22 protein-coding genes are annotated in these 23,366 nt (G+C 70.2%); 4 read left to right on the top strand and 18 right to left on the bottom strand.

Features of this window, described 5'->3' with window-relative positions; all coding sequences use genetic code 11:
* Positions 1-142: 142 nt before the first annotated feature.
* From ACV530_RS00800 to ruvC, 7 genes are all read right to left on the bottom strand, one after another.
* Positions 143-700, bottom strand: coding sequence for an adenine phosphoribosyltransferase (locus ACV530_RS00800; protein ID WP_494330204.1), 558 nt, complete (start codon positions 698-700; stop codon positions 143-145).
* Positions 697-1,830 carry a protein translocase subunit SecF gene (gene secF / locus ACV530_RS00805; protein WP_494330205.1) on the bottom strand — a complete coding sequence of 378 codons (1,134 nt, stop codon included), beginning with the start codon at positions 1,828-1,830 and terminating at the stop codon, positions 697-699. The genes ACV530_RS00800 and secF overlap by 4 nt, the downstream gene beginning before the upstream one ends.
* Position 1,831: 1 nt before the next feature.
* A complete protein-coding gene (gene secD, locus ACV530_RS00810) occupies positions 1,832-3,568 on the bottom strand; it encodes a protein translocase subunit SecD (RefSeq protein ID WP_494330206.1) in 1,737 nt (578 codons plus the stop codon).
* A 149-nt stretch (positions 3,569-3,717) separates the two neighbouring features.
* Entirely contained in the window at positions 3,718-4,191 is a 474-nt protein-coding gene (gene yajC, locus ACV530_RS00815; protein ID WP_494330207.1) for a preprotein translocase subunit YajC, read from the bottom strand.
* Between the two features lie 165 nt (positions 4,192-4,356).
* Entirely contained in the window at positions 4,357-5,433 is a 1,077-nt protein-coding gene (gene ruvB, locus ACV530_RS00820) for a Holliday junction branch migration DNA helicase RuvB (protein ID WP_494330208.1), read from the bottom strand.
* A gap of 51 nt (positions 5,434-5,484) precedes the next feature.
* The gene (ruvA, locus tag ACV530_RS00825; RefSeq protein ID WP_494330209.1) at positions 5,485-6,099 is read right to left on the bottom strand and encodes a Holliday junction branch migration protein RuvA; all 615 of its coding nucleotides are present in this window, start codon (positions 6,097-6,099) and stop codon (positions 5,485-5,487) included.
* Positions 6,096-6,647 carry a crossover junction endodeoxyribonuclease RuvC gene (gene ruvC / locus ACV530_RS00830; protein ID WP_494330210.1) on the bottom strand — a complete coding sequence of 184 codons (552 nt, stop codon included), beginning with the start codon at positions 6,645-6,647 and terminating at the stop codon, positions 6,096-6,098. The genes ruvA and ruvC overlap by 4 nt, the downstream gene beginning before the upstream one ends.
* 295 nt (positions 6,648-6,942) lie before the next feature.
* Between ruvC and ACV530_RS00835 the strand changes: the two genes are divergently transcribed.
* Positions 6,943-7,254 carry a hypothetical protein gene (locus ACV530_RS00835; protein WP_494330211.1) on the top strand — a complete coding sequence of 104 codons (312 nt, stop codon included), beginning with the start codon at positions 6,943-6,945 and terminating at the stop codon, positions 7,252-7,254.
* Positions 7,255-7,421: 167 nt separating this feature from the next.
* Here ACV530_RS00835 and ACV530_RS00840 read toward each other — a convergent pair whose 3' ends face one another.
* The 4 genes from ACV530_RS00840 to ACV530_RS00855 all read right to left on the bottom strand — a co-directional run bounded on the left by ACV530_RS00840 (position 7,422) and on the right by ACV530_RS00855 (position 10,522).
* Complete coding sequence (locus ACV530_RS00840; RefSeq protein ID WP_494330212.1) at positions 7,422-8,174, bottom strand: YebC/PmpR family DNA-binding transcriptional regulator; 753 nt, start codon at positions 8,172-8,174, stop codon at positions 7,422-7,424.
* A gap of 62 nt (positions 8,175-8,236) precedes the next feature.
* The gene (gene pdxT / locus ACV530_RS00845) at positions 8,237-8,827 is read right to left on the bottom strand and encodes a pyridoxal 5'-phosphate synthase glutaminase subunit PdxT (RefSeq protein ID WP_494330213.1); all 591 of its coding nucleotides are present in this window, start codon (positions 8,825-8,827) and stop codon (positions 8,237-8,239) included.
* Between the two features lie 95 nt (positions 8,828-8,922).
* Positions 8,923-9,831 (bottom strand): pyridoxal 5'-phosphate synthase lyase subunit PdxS, encoded by a 909-nt coding sequence (gene pdxS, locus ACV530_RS00850; protein WP_494330528.1) that lies wholly within the window; start codon positions 9,829-9,831, stop codon positions 8,923-8,925.
* A 136-nt stretch (positions 9,832-9,967) separates the two neighbouring features.
* A complete protein-coding gene (locus ACV530_RS00855) occupies positions 9,968-10,522 on the bottom strand; it encodes a LemA family protein (RefSeq protein WP_494330214.1) in 555 nt (184 codons plus the stop codon).
* A 188-nt stretch (positions 10,523-10,710) separates the two neighbouring features.
* Here ACV530_RS00855 and ACV530_RS00860 point away from each other — a divergent pair, with 188 nt between their 5' ends.
* Complete coding sequence (locus ACV530_RS00860) at positions 10,711-11,409, top strand: VC0807 family protein (RefSeq protein ID WP_494330215.1); 699 nt, start codon at positions 10,711-10,713, stop codon at positions 11,407-11,409.
* Positions 11,410-11,468: 59 nt separating this feature from the next.
* On the opposite strand, the gene ACV530_RS00865 is transcribed toward ACV530_RS00860, so the two are convergent.
* The 3 genes from ACV530_RS00865 to pgsA are packed head-to-tail and all read right to left on the bottom strand — an operon-like array spanning position 11,469 to position 14,262.
* Entirely contained in the window at positions 11,469-12,677 is a 1,209-nt protein-coding gene (locus ACV530_RS00865) for a glycosyltransferase family 4 protein (RefSeq protein ID WP_494330216.1), read from the bottom strand.
* A complete protein-coding gene (locus ACV530_RS00870) occupies positions 12,674-13,606 on the bottom strand; it encodes a phosphatidylinositol mannoside acyltransferase (RefSeq protein WP_494330217.1) in 933 nt (310 codons plus the stop codon). Before ACV530_RS00870 ends, ACV530_RS00865 begins: the two co-directional genes overlap by 4 nt.
* The gene (pgsA, locus tag ACV530_RS00875) at positions 13,603-14,262 is read right to left on the bottom strand and encodes a phosphatidylinositol phosphate synthase (protein WP_494330218.1); all 660 of its coding nucleotides are present in this window, start codon (positions 14,260-14,262) and stop codon (positions 13,603-13,605) included. Before pgsA ends, ACV530_RS00870 begins: the two co-directional genes overlap by 4 nt.
* 265 nt (positions 14,263-14,527) lie before the next feature.
* Here pgsA and ACV530_RS00880 point away from each other — a divergent pair, with 265 nt between their 5' ends.
* Together ACV530_RS00880 and ACV530_RS00885 are read left to right on the top strand one after the other, a co-directional pair.
* Positions 14,528-16,735: an elongation factor G-like protein EF-G2 gene (locus ACV530_RS00880; RefSeq protein WP_494330219.1), complete on the top strand. Its 2,208-nt coding sequence runs from the start codon at positions 14,528-14,530 to the stop codon at positions 16,733-16,735.
* Between the two features lie 167 nt (positions 16,736-16,902).
* The gene (locus ACV530_RS00885; RefSeq protein ID WP_494330220.1) at positions 16,903-18,555 is read left to right on the top strand and encodes an AbeC-like domain-containing protein; all 1,653 of its coding nucleotides are present in this window, start codon (positions 16,903-16,905) and stop codon (positions 18,553-18,555) included.
* Between the two features lie 15 nt (positions 18,556-18,570).
* Here ACV530_RS00885 and ACV530_RS00890 read toward each other — a convergent pair whose 3' ends face one another.
* From ACV530_RS00890 to thrS, 4 genes are all read right to left on the bottom strand, one after another.
* Positions 18,571-19,749, bottom strand: coding sequence for a YncE family protein (locus ACV530_RS00890; RefSeq protein ID WP_494330221.1), 1,179 nt, complete (start codon positions 19,747-19,749; stop codon positions 18,571-18,573).
* Positions 19,750-19,781: 32 nt separating this feature from the next.
* On the bottom strand, positions 19,782-20,582 hold the full coding sequence (locus ACV530_RS00895) for a polysaccharide deacetylase family protein (protein ID WP_494330222.1): 801 nt from the start codon (positions 20,580-20,582) through the stop codon (positions 19,782-19,784).
* 87 nt (positions 20,583-20,669) lie between these two features.
* The gene (locus ACV530_RS00900; protein WP_494330223.1) at positions 20,670-21,230 is read right to left on the bottom strand and encodes an HIT family protein; all 561 of its coding nucleotides are present in this window, start codon (positions 21,228-21,230) and stop codon (positions 20,670-20,672) included.
* A gap of 77 nt (positions 21,231-21,307) precedes the next feature.
* A complete protein-coding gene (gene thrS / locus ACV530_RS00905; protein ID WP_494330224.1) occupies positions 21,308-23,287 on the bottom strand; it encodes a threonine--tRNA ligase in 1,980 nt (659 codons plus the stop codon).
* Positions 23,288-23,366: the final 79 nt, after the last annotated feature.

Consider the following 23,366-nt stretch of genomic DNA (forward strand, 5'->3'; position numbering starts at 1 on the left):
GTCCGGCCCCCCGATCAGGTCCGGACAACCATGGTATCGATCCCGGCCACAGGACTGCTGCCTGCCCGCCAACCGGTAAGGACGCATGAGGCGGGCCCCGGGGTTCTCCCCGGGGCCCGCCTCATGCGTTCCTTGGTGCCGGTCAGACCGTGAGCAGCGCCTCCAGCGGTGCTCCGTCGAGGACCGGTTCCAGCCGCTCGCGGCCGTCGAGGAAGCCGAGCTCCATCAGCACCGCGACGCCCGCGACCTCGGCGCCGGCCCGGCGGATCAGCTTCAGCGCGGCCTCGGCCGTACCGCCCGTGGCCAGGACGTCGTCGATGACGAGCACGCGCTCGCCCGCGCCCAGCGCCTCGGCGTGGATCTCTATCTCGGCCGTGCCGTACTCGAGCTCGTACGACTGGGCCAGCGTCGCACCCGGGAGCTTGCCGGCCTTGCGCACGGGTACGAACCCGACCCCGGCGTGAACGGCCACCGGCGCCGCCAGGATGAAGCCGCGGGCCTCCAGGCCCACGATCTTGTCCACACGGAATCGCTCGCACAGCCCGGCGAGGGCCTCGGTGAGCGCGCCGAACGCGTCGGCGTCGGCGAGCAGCGGGGTGATGTCCTTGAACACCACGCCCGGCTTCGGGTAGTCCGGCACGTCATGGATCCGGCTGAGCAGCAGGTCACGCAGGGCCGGGTCGGTGCTCTGGATGCTCATCGGCGCTTCCCCTGGGTACGGCCGCGGCCACCACGCCCGCGGGCGGTCGACTGCCGCTGACCGACGACCCCGGCCGGGGACGCGTCCTCCGGCTCGTCGTCGCCTTCGGCGTCCGGCAGCTCGTCGTTCGCGTCGGCGTCCGCCGCGGAGTCGGCCTTGGCCGCCTGGGCGGCACGCCGGGCCTGCACCCGCTTGGCGAGAGCCTTCATCTTCGGGTCGCGCTCCTTGAGGTCGGCGACCAGCGGTGTGGCGATGAAGATCGAGGAGTAGGCGCCGGCCGCGAGGCCGACGAACAGCGCGAGGGAGATGTCGTTCAGCATGCCGGCGCCGAGGAAACCGCCGCCGATGAACAGCAGACCGGCCACGGGGAGCAGCGCCACGACCGTGGTGTTGATGGAGCGCACCAGGGTGCCGTTGAGGCTGCGGTTGGCCATCTCGCTGTAGGTCCAGCGGGTCTGCTTGGTGAGGTCCTTGCCGCCCTCCTTGAGACCGTCGAAGACGACGACGGTGTCGTAGAGCGAGTAACCGAGGATCGTCAGCAGACCGATGACCGTGCCCGGGGTGACCTCGAAGCCGACCAGCGCGTAGATGCCGACGGTGATGGTGAGGTCATGGATCAGGGCGACCAGGGCGGCGAGCGCCATGCGCCATTCGAAGGCGATGGCTAGGTAGATCACCACCAGGATCATGAAGATCACCAGGCCGGTCCAGGCCTTGTTGGCGATCTCGTCACCCCAGCTGGGGCCGACGATATCGGTGTTGATCTTGTTCGTCGGGACACCGAGCTTGTCGGCCAGGGCCTTCTGGGTCTTGCGCGACTGCTCGGTGGTCACCTCGCTGACCTGGACCCGGAGGGTGCCGTTGCCCAGCTTCTGGGCCATGGCGGTGTGGCCCGAGACATCCTGGGCCACGTTCTTGGCCTGGTCCGAGGTGACGGACGTCTTGGGCGTCTGGAAGACCGCGCCGCCGGAGAACTCGATGCCCATGTTGAGGCCGCGCACCGCCAGGCCGACGATGGCCGTGATGGTGATGAGGATCGAGATGCCGTACCAGATCTTCCGCTTGCCGACGAAGTCATAGCCGACCTCGCCGCGGTAGAGCCGGGCGCCGAGAGTGCCGAGTCGCGACATCTCACGCCTCCTTCGGGTCGACAGTGGCGGAGGGACGGCGGCGGGAGGCCCGCAGCGGGGGCTTGACGCCCAGCCGCTTGGGGTCGAGACCCGACCACGGATGGCCGCTGGCGAAGAACTTGCGGCGGGCGAGGATCGTCATGAGCGGCTTGGTGAAGAGGAAGACCACGACGACGTCGAGGAGCGTGGTCAGGCCGAGGGTGAACGCGAAGCCCTGCACCTTGCCGACGGTGACGATGAAGAGCACCGCGGCCGCCAGGAAGGACACGAAGTCGGAGACGAGGATCGTACGGCGGGCGCGCGGCCAGCCCCTCTCCACGGCGGGACGCAGTGTGCGGCCCTCGCGGATCTCGTCCCGGATGCGTTCGAAGTAGACGATGAACGAGTCGGCGGTGATGCCGATCGCCACGATGGCACCGCAGACGGCCGGGAGGTTCAGCGCGAAACCGATGGCCGGGCCGAGCAGGACCATGATCGTGTATGTGAGGATCGCCGAGCACACAAGGCTGGCGAGGGCGACGAGCGCGAGGCCCCGGTAGTACGCGACCAGGTAGATGACCACGAGGGCGAGGCCGATGGCACCGGCGATCAGGCCCGCGTGCAGCTGCTCGCCGCCGAGGGCGGCGCTGACGGTGGTCTCGTTGACGATGTCGAACGACAGCGGCAGGGCACCGTAGGCCAGGACGTTCGCCAGGTCCTCGGCGCTGGACTGGGTGAAGTTGCCGCTGATCTCGGCGCTGCCGCCGGGGATGGCGGAGCTCAGCTGGGGCGAGGAGACCGACTCGCCGTCGAGAACGATCGCGAAGCGGTTCTGCGGCGGGGCCTTCGCGGCGAGCTTGCCGGTGATGTCGGCGAACTTCTTGCCGCCGCTGCTGTTGAACTTCAGCGTGACCATCCAGCCGGCGGCACGCTGGGTGTCGAGGACGGCCTTGGCGTCGGTGACGCTGGTGCCCTCGAGACCGACCGGTCCGAGCAGCAGCTTCTCCCGGCCGTCCTTCTCGCACGCGACCACGTTGTCGGTCGTCTTGGCGAGGGCGGCCTGCTTGGCAGCGTCGGCACGTGCCTTGGGGGTGGAACAGTCGAGGGCCGCGAACTGCTTCTGCAGGTCGTCGGAGGCGCCGCCGGAGGGCGTCGGGGTGGGCTTGGGCGCCTGGGGCGCCTTCAGCGCGTCGGTGACGGCACGGCCCTGCGGGGAGGACGAACCGGGCGGCGTCGCCGTGGGCGTGCCGGACGGCTTGTTCTTGCCGTTCTTGTCGTCCTTCTTGCTCTTGTCGCCCTTGTCGCCCGCCGACGCACTCGGCGTGGGCGTGGGCTCGGGCGTCTTGGCGCCGGGAGCCGAGGCCAGCACCGGCCGGAACGACAGCTGGGCGGTGGTACCGACCTGCTGGCGTGCCTGGTCCGCGTTCGTCCCCTTGGGGATGTTCACGATGATGTGGTCCCGGCCCTGCGTCTGGACCTCGGTCTCGGCCACGCCGAGACCGTTGACACGCTGGTTGATGATGCCAACCGCGGTGTTCATGTTGGTCGCGTTGATCGCGTTGGGCTTGCCCGGCTGGTTCTTGGCCTGGAGCGTGAAGCTCGTGCCACCCGCGAGGTCGATGCCCAACCGCGGTGTGGTGTGCCCGGAGGCGAACATCCCCCCGGTGAGCGCCACCATCGCGATCAGGATCAGCGCCAGGACTCTGCCCGGCCTGCCCTGGCCGCCCGGGGACCTACGGCCCTTCTTCGGTGCTGCCACCTTGTCGTTTCTCCCTGTCCAACCGCCGGGCGTCGGGTGTGTTCGCCGGGCGGCCACGAAATTTGTGGGGACCTGCCCCCGCCGGAGCCTAGACCGTCAGGGAACCGCGGCGCGCAGAGCGGTGGGCGCGCCGCGGTTCCTGGATGGTGCTACTTGGCGCCGGTGTCGTCGCCCTTGGTGTCCTTGGTGCCCTTGTCGTCCTTCGGCTCCGCCTCGCCGGTCTTGTCGGCGGCGTCCTTGCCGAGGTCGATCTTCTTGTCCTCGGCGTCGGCCTGCTCGCCCGCCTCGGTCAGCGAGGAGACGTCGTCCGGGACGACCGGCGTACCGGCCTCCGCGGCCTCGATCCCGTGAATGATGCGGTTGTACTCGTCGTCCGGCAGGACGGCGCCGATGGAGTTCTTGGCGTAGATCGCGTGAACGCCGGGGGCCACCTCGAGGAGCACGGAGTCCTCGCTGACCTCCTTGACGGTGGCGTACATGCCGCCGATCGTCCGCACACCGGTGCCGGGCTGCATCTGGTCGCGCATCTGAGCAGCCTGACGCTGCTTGTTCTTGGCCGACCGAGTCATCAGGAACATAGCCCCGATAAGCACGATGAACGGCAGAAGACTCATGAGTGTCACGGGACGGGGTTTCCTTCACATGACCGCGGGGGCGCGGTCTGGACTACGGGGGTGGTATGCCGCACCGCTACAGGGACGGCATCGGCGGAGTCTAAGCGAGTCCGCACCTATGGAACAACGCCCAGCATGGCACCCGGGTTCCTGGGCCGACCAGCCCCCGCGCCGTCACTCGTCGAACAGCTCCCGCTGGCCGGAAGCGCCCGTGACCTGCTGGGGCGGCACGAGGCCGAGGTGGGACCAGGCCGCCGGAGTGGCGATGCGGCCCCGGGGCGTACGCGCCAGCAGCCCCTCCCGTACCAGGAAGGGCTCGGCGACCTCCTCGACCGTCTCGCGCTCCTCGCCGACGGCGACGGCGAGGGTGGACAGGCCGACGGGACCGCCGCCGAAGAGCTTGAGCAGGGCCGTCAGCACGGCGCGGTCCAGCCGGTCGAGGCCGCGGCCGTCCACCTCGTACACCTCGAGCGCACGGGCGGCGACGTCGCGGCTGATCATGCCGTCGGCCTTGACCTGGGCGTAGTCACGGACGCGGCGCAGCAGGCGGTTGGCGATGCGCGGGGTGCCGCGGGAGCGGCCGGCGATCTCGGCCGCACCGTCGTCCGCTATCACGACGTCCAGCAGCCGGGCCGAGCGGTGGATCACGCGCTCGAGTTCGGCGGGGCTGTAGAACTCCATGTGCCCGGTGAAGCCGAACCGGTCGCGCAGCGGGGGCGGCAGCAGGCCGGCGCGGGTGGTGGCGCCGACGAGCGTGAACGGCGGCAGCTCCAGGGGGATCGCCGTGGCGCCGGGACCCTTGCCGACGACGACGTCGACCCGGAAGTCCTCCATCGCCATGTAGAGCATCTCCTCGGCGGGCCGGGACATGCGGTGGATCTCGTCGAGGAAGAGGACCTCGCCCTCGGTGAGCGAGGAGAGGATCGCTGCCAGGTCTCCGGCGTGCTGGATGGCGGGCCCGGAGGTGATGCGGATGGGGGCGCCCATCTCGGCGGCGATGATCATCGAGAGGGTGGTCTTGCCCAGGCCGGGCGCGCCGGACAGCAGAACGTGGTCGGCGGTGGCCCCGCGGCCCCGGGCGGCGCGCAGCACCAGGTCGAGCTGTTCGCGGACCCGCTCCTGGCCGACGAACTCGCCGAGGTCCTTGGGCCGGAGCGCGGCCTCGACGGCCTGGTCGTCACCGTCGGCGATGCCGCTGACGACGCGGTCGCCCGGATGAGCGGCGGGGGCGGATCCTTCATCCCAGTTCACGGGTCATGTCCTCGTGCTTCGTGGCGGTCGGGCTGGTGGCTGGCGCGCTGCTCAGTGCGCCCGGTTCAGGCTCTGCAGCGCGGCCCGGAGCAGCTGCCCCACCTGCGGCGTGCCGCCGGCGGCCTCGGCCTGGGGTGCCACGGCCTCCACCGCCTCGTCCGCCTCGCGGGCCGCGTAGCCCAGCCCCACGAGAGCGGCATGGAGCTGGTCGCGCCAGGAGGCGGGGCCCGAGGCGGGCCGGGGCACCCCCGGGGCCGCGGCGGCCGGTGCGCCGAGGCGGTCCTTCAGCTCCAGGAGCAGCTTCTGGGCGCCCTTCTTGCCGATGCCGGGCACTGCGGTGAGTGCCTTCTCGTCACTGGCGGCGAAGGCACGGCGCAGGGCGTCGGGAGAGTGCACCGCCAGCATGGCCTGCGCGAGGCGGGGGCCGACGCCGCTCGCGGTCTGGAGCAGCTCGAAGGTCTGGCGCTCGTCGTCGTCGGCGAAGCCGTAGAGCGTCAGGGAGTCCTCACGCACGACAAGAGAGGTGGCAAGCCTGGCCGGCTGTCCGACCCTGAGCCCGGCAAGCGTGGCGGGCGTGCACTGGACGGCCATGCCGACGCCGCCGACCTCGACCACAGCGGTGTCGGGGGCAAGGGCCGCTACGGGGCCGGAGACAAAGGCGATCATCGAGTGCCCTTCGGGAGTCGTGCGGGAGCGGTGGTACGGCGATGGGCCGCGACCGCCTCCTGCAACCGATTGGTGGCCGGAGCCCGCCAGATGTGACAGATCGCGAGGGCGAGGGCGTCGGCGGCGTCCGCGGGCTTGGGCGGGGCGTCGAGCCGCAGTACGCGGGTGACCATGGCACCGACCTGGTCCTTGTCGGCCCTGCCGGAGCCGGTCACGGCGGCCTTGACCTCACTGGGGGTGTGCAGGGCGACGGACAGACCACGGCGGGCGGCGCAGAGCATGGCGACGGCGCTGGCCTGGGCGGTGCCCATGACCGTACGCACATTGTGCTGGCTGAACACCCGCTCCACGGCGACCCGTTCGGGCCGATACTCGTCGAGCCACCGCTCCAGCCCGCGCTCGACGAGGAGGAGTCGCTCGGCGATGTCGGCCTCCGCCGGGGTCCGTACGACACCGGCGGCGATCATGCGCAGCGGGCGGCCGGGCACGCCTTCCACCACTCCCACTCCGCAACGGGTCAGCCCCGGGTCCACTCCCAGCACGCGCATTGCGCCCCTCCCTTCGGCCGGTCGCCTGTTTGTGCAGGCTATCGGTTGCCACTGACAAGGCGGCGCAGCCGGAGCCCGCCGGCAACCGGCAGGTCCGGACCTTCTTCCGGGCACCGCCGACAATAAATTGGACACTTACCCCATAAAGGAATTAACCCCAATAAAGAGCTCGACATTTTTGCTTGCCTTGGAAATCTCTATACCTGTACGGTGAATCCGAAAGGTCGCACACGGGAAAAAGTGCGCCCGAACGGACAATTGTCCGCGTTGGCTTTTTCAGAGATAGAGGAATACATTGCGTCGCATAGCCAAGGCCGCCGTCGCCTTCTCTCTCGCCGCCGCCACGCTGGGGCTCGCAGCCCCCGCGCAGGCCGCGACCACCGGGGCGAACAGCATGCACCGCGGCACCAGTGGCTGTTTCAACTGGTCGTGGGCCGATGGGAACGTCAGCGCCACCGTCTACTACCACAACACCTGCAACTCCACCCAGAGCCTGTACATCTGGTGGCGGGACGGCAGTGTCGACGTCATGCGCAAGGTGACGGCCGGCCCGGACGGCAGCGGGAACATCAAGCACGCGGGCACCGTGAAGTCCATTTCCCAGTGACCTCCACGCCTTTTATTGAGGCCTGAATTATTGAGGGTCGAACTTCTATTGCGGCCCGCCGGTTTCCGGCGGGCCGCTTTTCTCTGCCGCTTTGCCGCATACCGTCCGCCTGCCAAAACGCGAACGAACCGGCAACCCGCCGGTCCGTTCGCGTCGTTTGTCACGCCTCAGGCGTCGACCTTCTCCATGACCTCGTCGGAGACGTCGAAGTTGGCGAAGACGTTCTGCACGTCGTCGCTGTCCTCGAGCGCGTCGATCAGCTTGAAGATCTTGCGCGCGCCCTCCTCGTCCAGCTGGACCTGCATGGTGGGCACGAAGTTGGCCTCGGCCGACTCGTAGTCGATGCCCGCCTCCTGGAGCGCGGTGCGGACCACGACCAGGTCGGTGGCCTCACTGATGACCTCGAAGTTCTCGCCGAGGTCGTTGACCTCCTCGGCACCGGCGTCGAGGACCGCACCGAGGACGTCATCCTCGGTCAGCTCGCCCTTGGGGACGATGATGACACCCTTGCGGTTGAAGAGGTACGACACCGAGCCCGGGTCGGCCATCGAGCCGCCGTTGCGGGTCATGGCGACGCGGACGTCACCGGCGGCGCGGTTGCGGTTGTCGGTGAGGCACTCGATGAGCACCGCGACGCCGTTGGGGCCGTAGCCCTCGTACATGATCGTCTCGTAGTCGGCGCCGCCGGCCTCGAGACCACCGCCACGCTTGACCGCGGAGTCGATGTTCTTGTTCGGAACCGACTGCTTCTTCGCCTTCTGGATGGCGTCGTAGAGCGTCGGGTTGCCCTCGATGTCGACACCGCCCATGCGGGCCGCGACCTCGATGTTCTTGATCAGCTTCGCGAAGAGCTTGCCGCGCTTGGCATCGATCACGGCCTTCTTGTGCTTCGTCGTAGCCCATTTAGAGTGGCCGGACATCCGCCTGTCTCCTTCGCGTAACCAAGTTTCTGTACGAACGCTGTGATCCTACCGGGATCCGGCTACTGCGCGGCGCGCACCATCTCGACGAACAGCCCGTGCACCCGGTGGTCGCCCGTGAGCTCCGGATGGAAGGACGTGGCCAGCACGTTCCCCTGCCGCACGGCGACCGTGTGACCGTCGTGGACGGCCAGCACCTCGGCCCGGGCGCCGGTGGACTCGACCCAGGGGGCGCGGATGAAGATGCCCTCGACCGGCCCCCCTTCGACGCCGGTCATCTCGACGGACGCCTCGAAGGACTCGTTCTGGCGGCCGAAGGCGTTGCGGCGCACGATCATGTCGATGCCGCCGAGCGTCTCCTGGTCCTCCCGGCCGTCCAGCAGCTTGTCCGCCAGCATGATCATGCCGGCGCAGGTCCCGTAGACCGGTATGCCGGCCCGGATGCGCTCGCGCAGCGGTTCCAGCATCCCGAAGGCGACCGCGAGCTTGGACATGGTGGTGGACTCGCCACCGGGGATCACCAGTCCGTCGATCTCGGCGAGTTCCTCGGGGCGGCGGACCGGACGGGCCGTCGCATCGGCCGCGGCGAGGGCGACGAGGTGCTCGCGGACGTCGCCCTGGAGGGCGAGGACACCGATGGTGGGGGTGGACACGGAAGAACTGCCTCTCGGATCTACGGCTCTACGGCCGGTGGGCGGCCCGCGGACACCGCGGACCGCCCACCGGGACTGCTGTGCGGGGCGTTACGTCACCAGCCGCGGTTGGCGTAGCGCTCCGTCTCGGGGAGGGTGTCGCAGTTGATGCCGACCATGGCCTCGCCCAGGTTGCGGGACGCGTCGGCGATGATCTTCGGGTCGTCGTAGAAGGTGGTGGCCTTCACGATGGCGGCGGCGCGCTTGGCCGGGTCGCCGGACTTGAAGATGCCGGAGCCGACGAAGACGCCCTCGGCGCCGAGCTGGCGCATCAGCGCGGCGTCGGCGGGAGTGGCGACGCCGCCCGCGGAGAACAGCACGACCGGCAGCTTGCCGAGCTCGGCGACCTCCTTCACCAGCTCGTACGGGGCGCGCAGCTCCTTGGCCGCGGCGTAGAGCTCGTGGTTGTCCAGGCCGCGCAGGCGGGCGATGTCGCCCTTGATCTGGCGCAGGTGGCGGACGGCCTCGACGACATTGCCGGTGCCGGCCTCGCCCTTGGAACGGATCATGGCCGCGCCCTCGGCGATGCGGCGGAGCGCCTCGCCCAGGTTGGTGGCACCGCAGACGAACGGGGTGGTGAAGGACCACTTGTCGCTGTGGTTGACCTCGTCGGCCGGGGTGAGGACCTCGGACTCGTCGATGTAGTCGACACCGAGGGACTGCAGGACCTGGGCCTCGACGAAGTGGCCGATGCGGGACTTGGCCATCACCGGGATGGAGACGGCGTCGATGATGCCCTCGATCATGTCCGGGTCGGACATGCGGGCCACGCCGCCGTCCTTGCGGATGTCGGCGGGCACCCGCTCCAGGGCCATCACCGCGACCGCGCCGGCGTCCTCGGCGATCTTGGCCTGCTCGGGCGTGACGACGTCCATGATCACGCCGCCCTTGAGCTGCTCGGCCATGCCGCGCTTGACGCGCGCCGTGCCGGTCTCGGGGGCCGGGGTGGTGGGAGTGGACACGATGGGACCTCGCTATCGGGGCTCTGAAGCTGCAGCGTCATCGAACCCGGCGCGCGAGGGCGGAGGAAAGGGCCAATTCGAGGTCAGTGGCTTGTCACCACCTGCTTGTCACCACCGGCTCGCCGTCAGGCGTTCGCCGTCAGTGGTTCGCCGCGTCGGCGAAGGCCACCGGGGGTTCGTCGTCCATCTCGAAGGCCAGCGGGAACGGTGCGTGGCCCGCGAGCCGGAACCAGCGCACGACACGGTGGGTGCGCACGGCCCGCGCCGCGCGCACCGCGTCGTTGTGGAACCGCCGGGCCATGGGCACCCTTCGCACGGCCTGGTTCAGCTCGCCCAGCGACTCCTCGCCGCCCGGCGCCTGCCGTACGGCCTCGACCTGCGGCAGTTCCGCGAACACCGCGCGCAGGGCCTGGCTCAGCTCGCTCTCGGCCACCTCGCGCTGTTCCTCCTCGGCCTGGCGGGCGGCGTGCGCGGCCTGGTAGAGCACGATCGACGCGGCGGGGTCGAGCACGCCGGCGGTGGCGAGCTCCTGGGCCACCGAGGCGCGCCGCAGCAGCTGGGCGTCGAGTGCCGCGCGGGCCGCGTCGATGCGGCTGTGCAGCCGGTCCAGGCGGCCCGCGGTCCAGCTCAGGTAGACGCCGATGACGACGAGGGCGGCCACGATCCAGATGAGGCCGGGGAGAGAACCAGTCACGCCGGGTCACAGTACCGGGCCGGTTTCCGGGGGCCGCTCCACCCGGAGGTGGAGAGCGGGGTGGAGCGGTGCCCGCAGGAATCGACCCTGGCTCCGATCCGTCTGCACCCTCCCGGTATCTAGCGTTAAGTGCGCAAGACGCCGACTGCGGCAAGACGCCGGATTCACGCAGGCAAGGGAATCGGCCCATGCGGAACCAAGCCAACCGCGAAAGGCACCGGTCGGGTGCCCTTCGCCCCCTCCTCATCTCACTGACCGTCAACCTCGCGCTCCCGCTGACGCTGTACTACGTGCTCCGCGGGCAGGGCGTCCCGCAGTGGCAGGCCCTGCTGCTGAGCAGCGTGCCGCCCGCGGTGCACGCGGTGGCCGGCGCCCTCGTCCGGCGCCGTGCCGAGTTCTTCGACCTTCTCGTCCTGGTGCTGCTCGTGGTGTCGGCCGCGACCTCCGCGGTCAGCGGCGATCCCCGGGTCCTGCTGCTGAAGGACGCGGCGCTCCCCGCCGTGCTGGGGCTGTGGATGGCGGGCACCCTGCTCGCCCCGCGGCCGCTCGCCTACCAGTTCGGCCGCCAGCTCCGGTCCGCGGAGGCCGAGGAGGCGGCGGCACATCAGTGGCTCACCTCGCCGGAGTACCGGGAGGCGCTGCGGTCGATCACCGTGCTCGCGGCCTGCGGGCAGTTCCTCGACGCGGCGCTGAGCACCGTCGAGGCGCTGGCCCTGCCCGTCGACACGGTCCCGGCCCTCGGCCGGTTCCAGTCGATAGCGATCGTGACCGCGGTGGTCGTGATCACCGTGCGCCGGTCCAGGCGCTTCCACGACCTGCACGGGATATCCCTGTTCGGCACACGGCACGCCGAACAGCAGCCGGAGAAGACAGCCGGACAGGTCTAGGCCCCCGTCCGGCGGCGCCACACCGGCCGCCTCCACGGCGAAAATCCGCCGGACAGGGCTCAGTCGCGGGTGAGCCCCAGACGGGCGAGCAGGCTGGTGCGTTCGTCGGCCGCGACCGAAGCCGCACCGGCCGTCACCGTCTCGTAGACGGCGAGGATGTCGGCACCCACCGTGGACCAGTCGAAGCGGCGTACGTGCCTGCTGCCCCGCTCGCTGAGCTCGGCCCGGCGCGCGGGGTCGCCGAGCAGCCGTACGGCGGCCGCCGCGAGCGCGTCGGCGTCCTCGTTGGCGAACAGCTCGCCCGCCGCCCCCTGGTCGAGGACCTGGGCGAACGCGTCCAGGTCGCTGGCGAGCACCGGCGCGCCCGCCGACATCGCCTCGACCAGGATGATGCCGAAGGACTCCCCTCCGGTGTTGGGGGCCACATAGACGTCGACGCTGCGCAGCAGCCGCGCCTTGTCCTCGTCGCTGACCATGCCGAGGAACTCGACACTGGAGCGCATGTCCACGGGCAGCGCGGCGACGGCCTCCTCCTCGTCACCCCGCCCGGCGACCAGCAGCCGGGTTCCGGGGCGTTCCGCGAGGATCTTCGGCAGGGCCCGCATCAGCACGGGCAGGCCCTTGCGCGGCTCGTCGATCCGGCCGATGAAGCCGATCGTCCCCGGCCGCTCCCCGGCCGCTCCCCCGTCGTCCGCACCGGCGCCCCCCAGACCCGTCCACTCGTGCCTGGACTCGGCCCCGGCGAAGAACTCCACGTCGACGCCGTTGGGGATGACGACCGCGTCGCCCCCCAGGTGCTCGACCAGGGTCCGCCGCGCGTATTCGCTCACCGCGATCCGGGCGCTGATCTTCTCCAGCGCGGGCTGGAGGATCGGATAGGCCGCGATCATGGCCCGGGAGCGGGGGTTGGAGGTGTGGAAGGTCGCGACGATCGGCCCCTGGGCCGCCCAGCACGACAGCAGTCCGAGCGAGGGCGAGGTGGGCTCGTGGATGTGGATGACGTCGAAGTCGCCCTCGTGCAGCCAGCGCCTGACGCGCGCGGCCGACAGGAAACCGAAGTTGAGCCGGGCCACCGAGCCGTTGTACGGCACGGGCACGGCCCGCCCCGCCGAGACGACGAAGGGCGGCAGCGGCGTCTCGTCGTCCGCCGGGGCCAGCACCGACACCTCGTGACCCCACCGGATGAGGTGCTCGGCGAGGTCCCTGATGTGGAACTGGACGCCCCCGGGGACGTCCCACGAGTACGGACAGACGATCCCGATCCTCAAGGCTTCTCCGTTCCGGAGCTCTCGTCGGGGCGGCGCCCGGTACCCGGCCCGAGGTCGGCGAGCCAGAGCCGCTGGAGCATGTGCCAGTCCTGCGGGTGCTCGGCGATGCCCGAGGCGAAGGCGTCGGCCACCCGCTGGGTCATCACCGCGGCCTTCTCCGCGCGGGTACCGCTCTCCGGAACCTCGACCGGCGGATGGACACGCCCCTGCAGCACCGGGGACCGGTCGTACCAGATGGTCACCGGCAGCAGCAGCGCACCCGTCTGCAGGGCGAGCCGGGCAGGGCCGGCGGGCATCTTCGTGGCCTCGCCGAAGAACTCGACCTCCACCCCGGAGGCCGACAGATCGCGGTCGGCGACCAGGCAGACCAGCCCGCCGGCCCGCAGCCGCCGGGAGAGCGTGCCGAAGGCGCTGCCGCCCGTGTGCGGCAGGACCTCCATGCCCAGCCCCTCGCGATAGGCCACGAACCGGTCGTAGAGCGTCTCGGGCTTCAGCCGCTCGGCCACCGTCGTGAAAGGCACCCCGAGTTCGGTGGTGACCCAGGCCCCGGCCGCGTCGTAGTTGGCCATGTGCGGCAGGGCCAGCACGACGCCGCGCCCGCTCGCCAGACCGTCCACCAGGTGATGCACGTCCTGCGGCGCGAAACACCCGCGGATGCGCTCCTTGCTCCAGACGGGCAGCCGGAAGGACTCGATCCAGTAGCGCATGTACGAGCGCATGCCGGCCCTGGACAACTCCGCGAGGGCCTTTGGGCCAGCATCGGGGACCACCCGGGCGAGATTGGCCTCGAGCTGCAGGACACCCTTGCCGCGCTGCTTCCAGACCATGTCGGCAATCAGCCGGCCCAGTCCGTTCGCCGCCGGCTCGGGCAGTGCCTTGACCGTCCCCCAGCCCAGCCCGTACAGCGCATCGGTCAGCCCCTCCCTCACGCGGGGTCTCCCTCCGCGGCCGCGTCCGCGTCCGCCTCGGCGGCCTCGCGGCGCACCGTCACCACGCGCTGGATCAGGGTGACGAGGCTGCCGACGGCCACGATCCACAGCGCGATGGGCAGCAGCACCTGGACGCCCGGCACGCCGAACTTGTGCAGCCCGGAGAGGCCGCAGGCCACCAGCGAGATCACCAGTCGCTCGGCTCGTTCCACCAGTCCGTTGACCTTCACGGGCAGCCCGATGCTCTCGCCGCGCGCCTTGGTGTACGAGACCACCTGGCCACTGGCGAGACAGAAGATCGCCACCGCGCACAGCGCCATGCTGTCACCGCGGCCCGCGTACCAGAGGGCGAGCCCGCCGAAGATCGCCGAGTCGGCGACCCGGTCGAGGGTGGAGTCGAGGAACGCCCCCCACCGGCTGGAGCGGCCGAGCTGGCGGGCCATGTTGCCGTCGACCAGGTCCGAGAACACGAACAGGGTGATGACGATCGTGCCCCAGAAGAACTCGCCCCGGGGGTAGAAGGCCAGCGCGCCCGCCACCACACCGCCGGTGCCGATGAGGGTCACCGTGTCGGGGCTGATGCCGAGTCGGATGAGCAGGGCGGCGAACGGCGTGAGAACACGCGTGAAGAAAGCACGCGCGTACTTGTTCAGCATGGCCTTCCCGGAGGGTCGTGTGCGGGCCGGATGGCCGAAGGACCACCGGCTGGCCCATCGTAGCCAGGCCGCCGCGGCGCTCCGCGCACACTCCGCGCCCCCGCGCCACGATGCGGCTCACGCGAATGGCCCCGCCGGGCGGAGAGGGACGCCGCCAGCTCACGCCGGGGGCGGATGGTTGCGCCTCCGTGTGCGACGTATGGACGCAGCGTGACCACGGTGGAAAGCTCGAAGGACCGCAGGTGTCAACCGGAAGGCGAGGCACATGGGCGAGAAGACGACTGTCCACCCAGGGGCCGCCGGCAGAGCAGTGGCGGCCGACCGGCCCGGCAGCATACGGAACGTGGTGCTGGTCGGCCACAGCGGATCCGGCAAGACGACCCTGGTCGAAGCACTGGCGCTGGCCACCGGCGCGGTGAACCGGGCGGGCCGCGTCGAGGACGGCGGCGCGCTGTCCGACTACGACGAGATCGAGCATCGCCAGCAGCGCTCGGTCCAGCTCGCCGTGGTCCCCGTGGAGTGGGCGGGCATCAAGATCAACCTGCTGGACACCCCCGGCTACGCCGACTTCGTCGGCGAGCTGAGGGCCGGGCTGCGCGCGGCGGACGCCGCGCTCTTCGTCGTCTCGGCGGCGGAGGGCGCGGAAGGCGTCACCGGCGCCACGCGCATGCTCTGGGAGGAGTGCGCGGCCGTGGGCATGCCCCGCGCGATCGTGGTGACGCACCTGGAGGCGGCACGGGCGGACTTCGAGCAGATGACGGAGACCTGCCGTGCGGCCTTCGGCGGCGACTCCGCCGACAGCGTGCTGCCGCTCTACCTCCCCCTGCACGGCCCGGAGGGCCCCGACGGCCACCGGCCCGTCACCGGCCTCATCGGCCTGCTCTCCCAGCGGGTCTTCGACTACTCCCCGGGCGAGCGGACCGAGACCGCGCCCTCCGACGAGCACGTCCCGCTGATCGAGGAGGCCCGCAACCGGCTCATCGAGGGCATCATCGCCGAGAGCGAGGACGAGACCCTGATGGACCGTTACCTCGGCGGGGAGGAGATCGATGTCAAGACCCTGATCGAGGATCTCGAACGCGCCGTCGCACGCGGCTCCTTCCACCCCGTGCTGGCCGCCGCGCCCGCCCCCGAGGGCACCCGGCAGGGTCTGGGCACCGTCGAGCTGCTCGAGCTCGTCACCGGCGGCTTCCCCACCCCGACCGAGCGCGAGATCCCCGACGTCACCACCCCCGGCGGCGCCCCCCGCGCCCCGCTGTCCTGCGACCCCGCGGGCCCGCTCGCCGCCGAGGTGATCAAGACCTCGTCCGACCCGTACGTGGGCCGGATCTCCCTCGTCCGCGTCTTCTCCGGCACCCTGCGTCCCGACGAGGCCGTGCACGTCTCCGGCCACGGCCTGGAGGACCGCGGCCACGAGAGCCACGACGTCGTCGAGCGCGTCGGCGCCCTGTCCTCGCCCTTCGGCAAGCACCAGCGGCTCCTGGGCCAGGCCGTCGCCGGCGACATCGCGTGCGTCGCCAAGCTCGGCCAGGCCGAGACGGGCGACACCCTGTCCGCCACCGGCGACCCGCTGCTCATGGAACCCTGGATCATGCCCGACCCGCTGCTGCCCGTCGCCATCCAGGCCCACAGCAAGGCCGACGAGGACAAGCTCTCGCAGGGTCTCGCCCGGCTCGTCGCCGAGGACCCCACCATGCGGCTCGAGCACAACCAGTACACCCACCAAGTGGTCCTGTGGTGCCTCGGCGAGGCCCACCGGGAGGTGGCCCTCGAGCGACTGCGCACCCGCTACGGCGTCCAGGTCGACGTGGTGCCCCATCTGGTCTCCCTCCGCGAGACGTTCGGCTCCAGGGCGAGCGGGCGCGGACGCCACGTCAAACAGTCGGGCGGCCACGGCCAGTACGCCATCTGCGAGATCGAGGTCGAGCCACTGCCCGGCGGAACCGGCATCGAATTCGTCGACAAGGTCGTCGGCGGAGCGGTACCACGCCAGTTCATCCCCTCCGTAGAGAAGGGCGTACGCGCCCAGGCGGCCCGCGGAGTCGCCGCCGGCTACCCCCTGGTCGACGTACGCGTCACCCTCCTCGACGGCAAGGCGCACTCGGTGGACTCCTCGGACGCGGCCTTCCAGACCGCCGGCGCCCTCGCCCTGCGCGAAGCCGCCGCCGAGACCCGCATCCATCTCCTCGAACCGGTCGCCGACGTCCAGGTGTTGGTGTCCGACGAGTACGTCGGCCCGGTCATGAGCGACCTGTCCGGACGGCGCGGCCGGGTCGTCGGCACCGAGCAGTCCCCCGGCGGCCGCACCCTCGTACGGGCCGAGGTCCCGGAGATCGAGATCGAGCGGTACACGGTGGACCTGCGCTCCCTGTCGCACGGCACCGGGCGGTTCAGCCGCTCGTACGCCCGGCACGAGCCGATGCCGCCCCAGCTCGCCGACCGGATCCGCGAACAGGCAGAGAACGGCGCATAGTTCACAAGCCGCCCGCCCCGGACGAACGGAAGCGGGCGGCTTTCCGATCTCCGACGACAGGTGACGGCCCGCACCATTACGCTGAGCAGGCGGCCCGCGGCACCAGCCGCGGACGTGGACGGGAGCACGCCGCCGCAAGGGGTGCGCGCGGCATTGTGGGGGCAGCAGTGGCAGACGGTTTCGAGTTCAGCCCGGGCGCGCAGGTCCCCATCGCGGGCGGCGCCGGACAGACCGCGGCAACCCTGGCGCTCGCCTCGGCCGCCTATCGCGACGGGCCCGTGGACGAGCTGCTCAAGGCCAACTCCGAGTGGACCGCCTCCGAGGTCAAGAAACCCCGCATATCGCTCTTCGAACCCAACCTGGGCGAGGCGTTCTCCCGCGCCGTCCACGCCCGTATGCTCGGCAGCGGCCGCAAGCCCCTCATCCAGTCCTTCGGCACCGAACCCCAGGTCATCGTCGAGCACTGCCTCGCCGCCAACCGCATCCGCAAACTGCGCGACGTCCGACTCACCCTGCTCATGGTCGTGTTCGGCATCCTCTTCCTGCCCGGCGTCTCCCTGTGGCTCGCCGCCTTCCAACTGCGCCGCTGGATCGCGGGATCCCAGAACAAACGGGTCGGCGCACTCGGCATGGGGCTCCTCGCCCTCCTCGCGATCCTCGCCGTGGTCTTCATGGTCAAGCTGCCGCTGACCGGCTTCCTCGGCATCTACCTGCGCGCCATGCTCGTCGCCCCCGTCATCGGCTGGGCCTGGGCCAAGGTCATCTGCGAACGCACCGCCAAGGACCTGCGCGAACGCTGGACCGGTCTGCTCGCGGGCGGCGGCGTCGCCGCGCAGATCCCCGAAGCCGTGCCCCAGACCCCCGGCGAGAGCGCCGCCGAGCAGCTGCGCCAGAGCCTGGAACGGCTCTCCGCCGAACAGAAGAGCAACGTCGTCTTCTACGCCGGCCCCAAAGGCATACTCGGCATGGGCACCCGCTGGGGCAGCTGGCAACTCGCCGAGGAACTGGTCCCCGCCGACCCCGAGAAGGAGATCCACCCCTTCCGCAGCTGGGACATCATGCGCGCCGTCCACGACCAGCTGCGCCTGCTGGAGCGCACCCCCGTCAACACCGGTGGCCTGACTGCTCCGTTCGTCGAGCACTGGGTGGTCTCCCCCATCGGCGAGGGCGCGGGCGCCGTCTCCCGTCCGGCCGGTGCCGAGGAGGGTTCCTACCAGATACGCGGCAGCGAACTCCAGAAGATCTGCAACGAACAGCACTTCGGCAGTGGTGACCGCCACTACCTGGGCGTCCAGTTCGTGCTCTGGGACGGCCAGTTGGTCATCACCCTGCTCATCAATGTGACTGTCCTCCACAAGACCCTGCGCATCGAGGTCACCGGCCACGCCCTCGGCCCCATCCACCCCGTCTTCAACGGAAAGCCCAAGAGCCGCACCAGGTCCTTCAGGAAGGGCATCAAGTTCTGGGAGACATGGGAGCGCACCCTTCCCGTCGTCGAGGCCCGCGAAGTCGTCCGCCTCGCCGCACGCGCCCCCCTCACCTGGTATCCGCCCCTGCTCGAGTACTGGGGAGGCAAGCTCGTCCTCCCCGAACCCTTCGGACTCCGCCATGCCTGGGCCGACAAGCCCTGGCGGCACCGGTTCATGGCCGACGACGCGCTGCGCGCCGCCACGCCCGTCCTGCGCGTGGTGCACGAGGCGGCGCTGCGCGTGCTCGCCGACCACGGTGTGAACACCGACCGGTTCGGCAACCGGGCCAACTTCCTCAGCGGCGCCGTCCAGGACCCGACACCGCGTCAGGCCGACGTCTACAACGCATGACCCGCCCGCTGGGCCTCACCGGAAGATTCCGGTGTGGCCCAGCGAATAGCGGCCCGGCTGCGGGTAGACGGCGAGCCCGTGCGGCCCCGCGCCGACCGGGATCCTGGCGATCTGATGCCCGTCCCTGGTGTCGATCACATATACCTCGCTGTTGTAACGGCCCGACAGCCACAGCTCCTTGCCGTCCGCCGACACCCCGCCCATGTCCGGGCTCCCGCCGTCGGGCAGCTCCCACTTGTGCACCAACTTGCGGCTGGCCAGGTCGAGTACGGAGATCGAGCCCTCGCCCCGGTTGGAGATGTACATCGACTTCGAGTCCCGGCTCACATAGAGACCGTGCGCCCCCTTGCCGGTCGGCATCAGCCACGGCTTGGTGAACCTGTCCCCGTCCAGCACCCACACCCCGTCGGCCATCATGTCGGCGACGTACCAGGTCTTCCCGTCCGAGGCGATCTTCACATCCTGCGGCATCGCCCCCTCGAACGGCAGCTTCTGCTGGCCGACGACCTTCATCTTCGCCGTGTCGACCTTGAGCAACTCCCCCGAGAACTCACAGGAGACGATGAAGTACCGCCCGTCCGGCGAGAAGTCCGCGTGATTCACCCCCAGACAGCTCACCGGCTCGGTCTTCTTCCGCTCCATGGTGTGCGCGTCCCGGAACACCAGCTCGCGGTCCATCGAGGCCATCACCACCGCGTACTTGCCGTCCGGGGTGAAGTAGAGGTTGTACGGGTCGTGCACGTCGACCGGCTTGCCCGCCTTGCCGGTTGCCGGATCGATCGGAGTGAGCGTGTGCCCACGGTCGTTGTTGACCCACAGCGTCTTCAGGTCCCACGACGGCACCACGTGCTGAGGCTGATTGCCCACCGGAATCGTCTCGATCACCTTGTACGTCCTGGGATCGATGACACTGACCGTGTCCGACTCGGTGTTGGGCACATAGACCCTCGACGGGAAGTCCCTGACCACCGGCGACAGCATGTTGGGCCGGTCCGCCGCGTACAGGTCGTTCGGATCGAGCAGCGGCGGCATCCCCGGCAGCCCCAGCGGAAGGCCCCGGGCCGCCCCCTGGCTGCTGTGCTGCTGCGGCTGCCGGTCGGCTGCCTCGGAGTCGTCGTCGCGACCGCCGCAGCCGGCGACCGCCACCAGCGCACAGACAACGGCCAGCAGCGCGGCCCCGCGGACTCCACGCACTCGGGGACGGGGACGGACGTGCGAGAACTGGATCATCGGGTCAGCAGCTCCGTAGTCGTCACCGCGCGCAGACCGCGGCGGTGCAGGCCGTCGAGGATCGCGGGCAGCGCGGCCACCGTGCCGACGTGCCCGAAGTGCAGACTCACGACCGACCCCGGGCGTACCGCGTCCAGCACGGCATGCCGGACGGCTGCCGCGCCCGGGTCGGTGAAGTCGAGGGAGTCCACGTCGTACGACAGGACATGGGGGTAACCGGCCTTGTGCGCCAGCCCCACCACCAGATCGGTGGCACGCCGCGCGCGCGAAGGACGGAACCAGCGCCCGATGCCGCCCGTGAGCCTGCGCAGCCGGTCGGCGCACTGGGTGATCTCGGCATAGGCCGCCTTGGCGCTCATCGAGCAGATGTCGAGATGGCGCATCGTGTGGTTGCCCAGCTCGTGCCCGCCGTCGAGAACGCGGCGCGCCAGCTGCGGCTGTGCGTCGAGCCAGTCCCCGACGGCCAGCACGGTGATGTGCGCCCCGGCCCGTTCGGCCTCCGCCAGCAGACTGGTGGCCGACTTGGCGTCCCCGCGGCCGTGGAAGGTGAGCGCCACCGCATGGCCCCGCCGGGGGCCGTGGTCGATCTGCACGGGCAGCCCGGCGGGCAACGGCGGCAGCCGCGGCGGCACTGGCACCGCCGGTACGGACGGACCATGCGCGGACGCGTGCGGCGACTGTACGGGCGGCAGGGCCTTCCGCTCGTCGTCACAGCCCGCGAGCGGTGCCCCCGCCGCTCCGGCGAGGACACCGCTCGCGGCTGCGCGCAGGACGGTGCGACGGTGAAGAAAGGTCACCGCACCATTAGAGCGTTTATGTCTGGTTTTTGAGCTAATTCTTCACTTTGAAGGTGATTCGTGTCCCTCGTCGACCGTACGGCGGGACTACTCCGCCGGCCAGGCGTCGGCCAGCATCTTCCGCGTGTCCGCGAGCAGTTGGGGCAGCACCTTCGTGTGGCCCACGACGGGCATGAAGTTGGTGTCGCCGCCCCAACGGGGCACGACGTGCTGGTGCAGGTGGGCGGCGATACCGGCGCCGGCGACGGTGCCCTGGTTCATGCCAATGTTGAATCCGTGCGCTCCCGAGGCCACCCGCAGGGCGGTCATGGCCTTCTTGGTGAACTCCGCGAGCTCGACGGTCTCGGCATCATCGAGGTCGGTGTAGTCGGCCACATGCCGGAACGGGACGACCATGAGGTGGCCGCCGTTGTAGGGGTAGAGGTTGAGCACCGCGTACACGCTCCGCCCCCGCGCGATGATGAGCCCGTCCTCGTCCGACTTCTCCGGGATCGAGCAGAACGGGCAACCGTCGCCCGCGCCCGGGCCGGTCGGCTTGTTCTCCCCCTGGATGTACGCCATCCGATGGGGCGTCCACAGGCGCTGGAAGGCGTCCGGGGACCCGACTCCGATCTGCTGTTCCGGCTCACTCGTCATGTTGAGCAGCATATTCCGTGGCCGGGATGCGAGAAGGGGCGGCCCTGGTCGGGGCCGCCCCTTCTCTCCCCGCTCACACGGGGAGCAGGTCACATCTGTACGCGGCGCTCCACGACATCGAGAAGCTTCGCCAGCGCCTCGTCACGCGCGATGCCGTTCTCCTGCGAGCCGTCGCGGTAGCGGAACGACACCGTGCCCGCGTTCATGTCGTCGTCACCGACGATGATCATGAACGGGATCTTCGACTTCTGCGCATTGCGGATCTTCTTCTGCATCCGGTCCGCCGAAGCGTCGACCTCGACCCGCAGGCCCTTCGCCCGGGCCTCCGCCGCGAACTCCTCCAGGTACGGCACGTGCGCGTCGCCGACCGGGATGCCGATCGCCTGCACCGGAGCGAGCCACGCCGGGAACGCGCCCGCGTAGTGCTCCAGCAGCACCGCGAAGAACCGCTCGATCGAGCCGAACAGCGCCCGGTGGATCATCACCGGCTGCTGCTTGGAACCGTCCGCCGCCGTGTACTCCAGGCCGAAGCGCTTCGGCTGCTGGAAGTCCACCTGCAGCGTCGACATCTGCCAGCTGCGGCCGATGGCGTCCTTCGCCTGGACGGAGATCTTCGGGCCGTAGAAGGCCGCGCCGCCCGGGTCCGGGACCAGCGGGAGCCCCTGCTTCTCGGCCGCCTTGCGCAGCGCCTCGGTGGCCTCCTCCCACTCCTCGTCCTCGCCCATGAACTTGTCGGACTGGGGGTCCCGGGTGGACAGCTCCAGCTCGAAGTCGCTCATGCCGTAGTCGCGGAGCAGGTCCAGGACGAAGGTGAGCAGGTTGTCCAGCTCGTCCGCCATCTGCTCCTTGGTGCAGTAGATGTGCGAATCGTCCTGGGTGAACCCACGGGCCCGGGTGAGGCCGTGCACCACACCGGACTTCTCGTAGCGGTAGACCGTGCCGAACTCGAACAGCCGCAGCGGCAGCTCACGGTACGAACGGCCGCGCGCCTTGAAGATCAGGTTGTGCATGGGGCAGTTCATCGCCTTGAGGCGGTAGTTCTGGCCCTCGAACTCCACCGGCGGGAACATCGCCTCGGAGTAGTTCGGCAGGTGCCCCGAGGTCACGAAGAGCTGTTCCTTCGAGATGTGCGGGGTGTTGACGAACTCGTAGCGGCCCTGCTCGTGCTTCCGGCGGGCGTAGTCCTCCATGACCCGGCGGACGACGCCGCCCTTGGGGTGGAAGACCGCGAGACCGGAACCGAGCTCCTCCGGGATGGAGAACAGGTCCAGCTCGGCACCGAGCTTGCGGTGGTCGCGCTTCTCGGCCTCGACCAGGAACTCCAGGTGGGCCTTCAGCTCGTCCTTGGTCGGCCACGCGGTGCCGTAGATGCGCTGGAGCTGCGGGTTCTTCTCGCTGCCGCGCCAGTACGCCGCCGCCACGCGCATCAGCTTGAACGCCGGGATCACCCGGGTCGTCGGCAGGTGCGGGCCCCGGCACAGGTCCTTCCAGCACAGCTCGCCGGACTTGGCGTCCAGGTTGTCGTAGATGGTGAGCTCGCCGGCGCCGACCTCGACGTTGGCGCCCTCTTCCTGCGCTGCCGAGCCCTTGAGGCCGATCAGTTCGAGCTTGTACGGCTCGTCCGCGAGCTCCTCGCGGGCGGCCTCGTCGGTGACCACGCGGCGGGAGAACTTCTGCCCTCGCTTGATGATCTCCTGCATCTTCTTCTCGATGAGCTTGAGGTCATCGGGGTGGAAGGGCTTCTCGACGTCGAAGTCGTAGTAGAAACCGTCCTTGACCGGCGGGCCGATGCCCAGCTTGGCCTCGGGGAACAGCTGCTGCACGGCCTGGGCCATGACGTGCGCGGTCGAGTGCCGCAGGATGTTGAGACCGTCCTCGGAGGAGACCTCGACGGGCTCGACCTCGTCGCCGTCCGCGAGCGCGTACGCGAGGTCCTTCAGCTCGCCCGCCACGCGCGCGGCGACGATGGTGCGCTCCCCGGCGAAGAGATCGGCGGCCGTAGTGCCCGTCGTCACCACGCGCTCTTCCCGCTCGGAATCGCGTTGGATGATCACACGGACGTCTGACACCGGACTCTCCTGACTCAGGGGACGCAACAGCGGACGCTGTGCGCCTGAATCGTACCGAGCCCTGCCCCGTGGTCGCGAA

This window comes from Streptomyces sp. SX-6, from assembly GCF_059089585.1.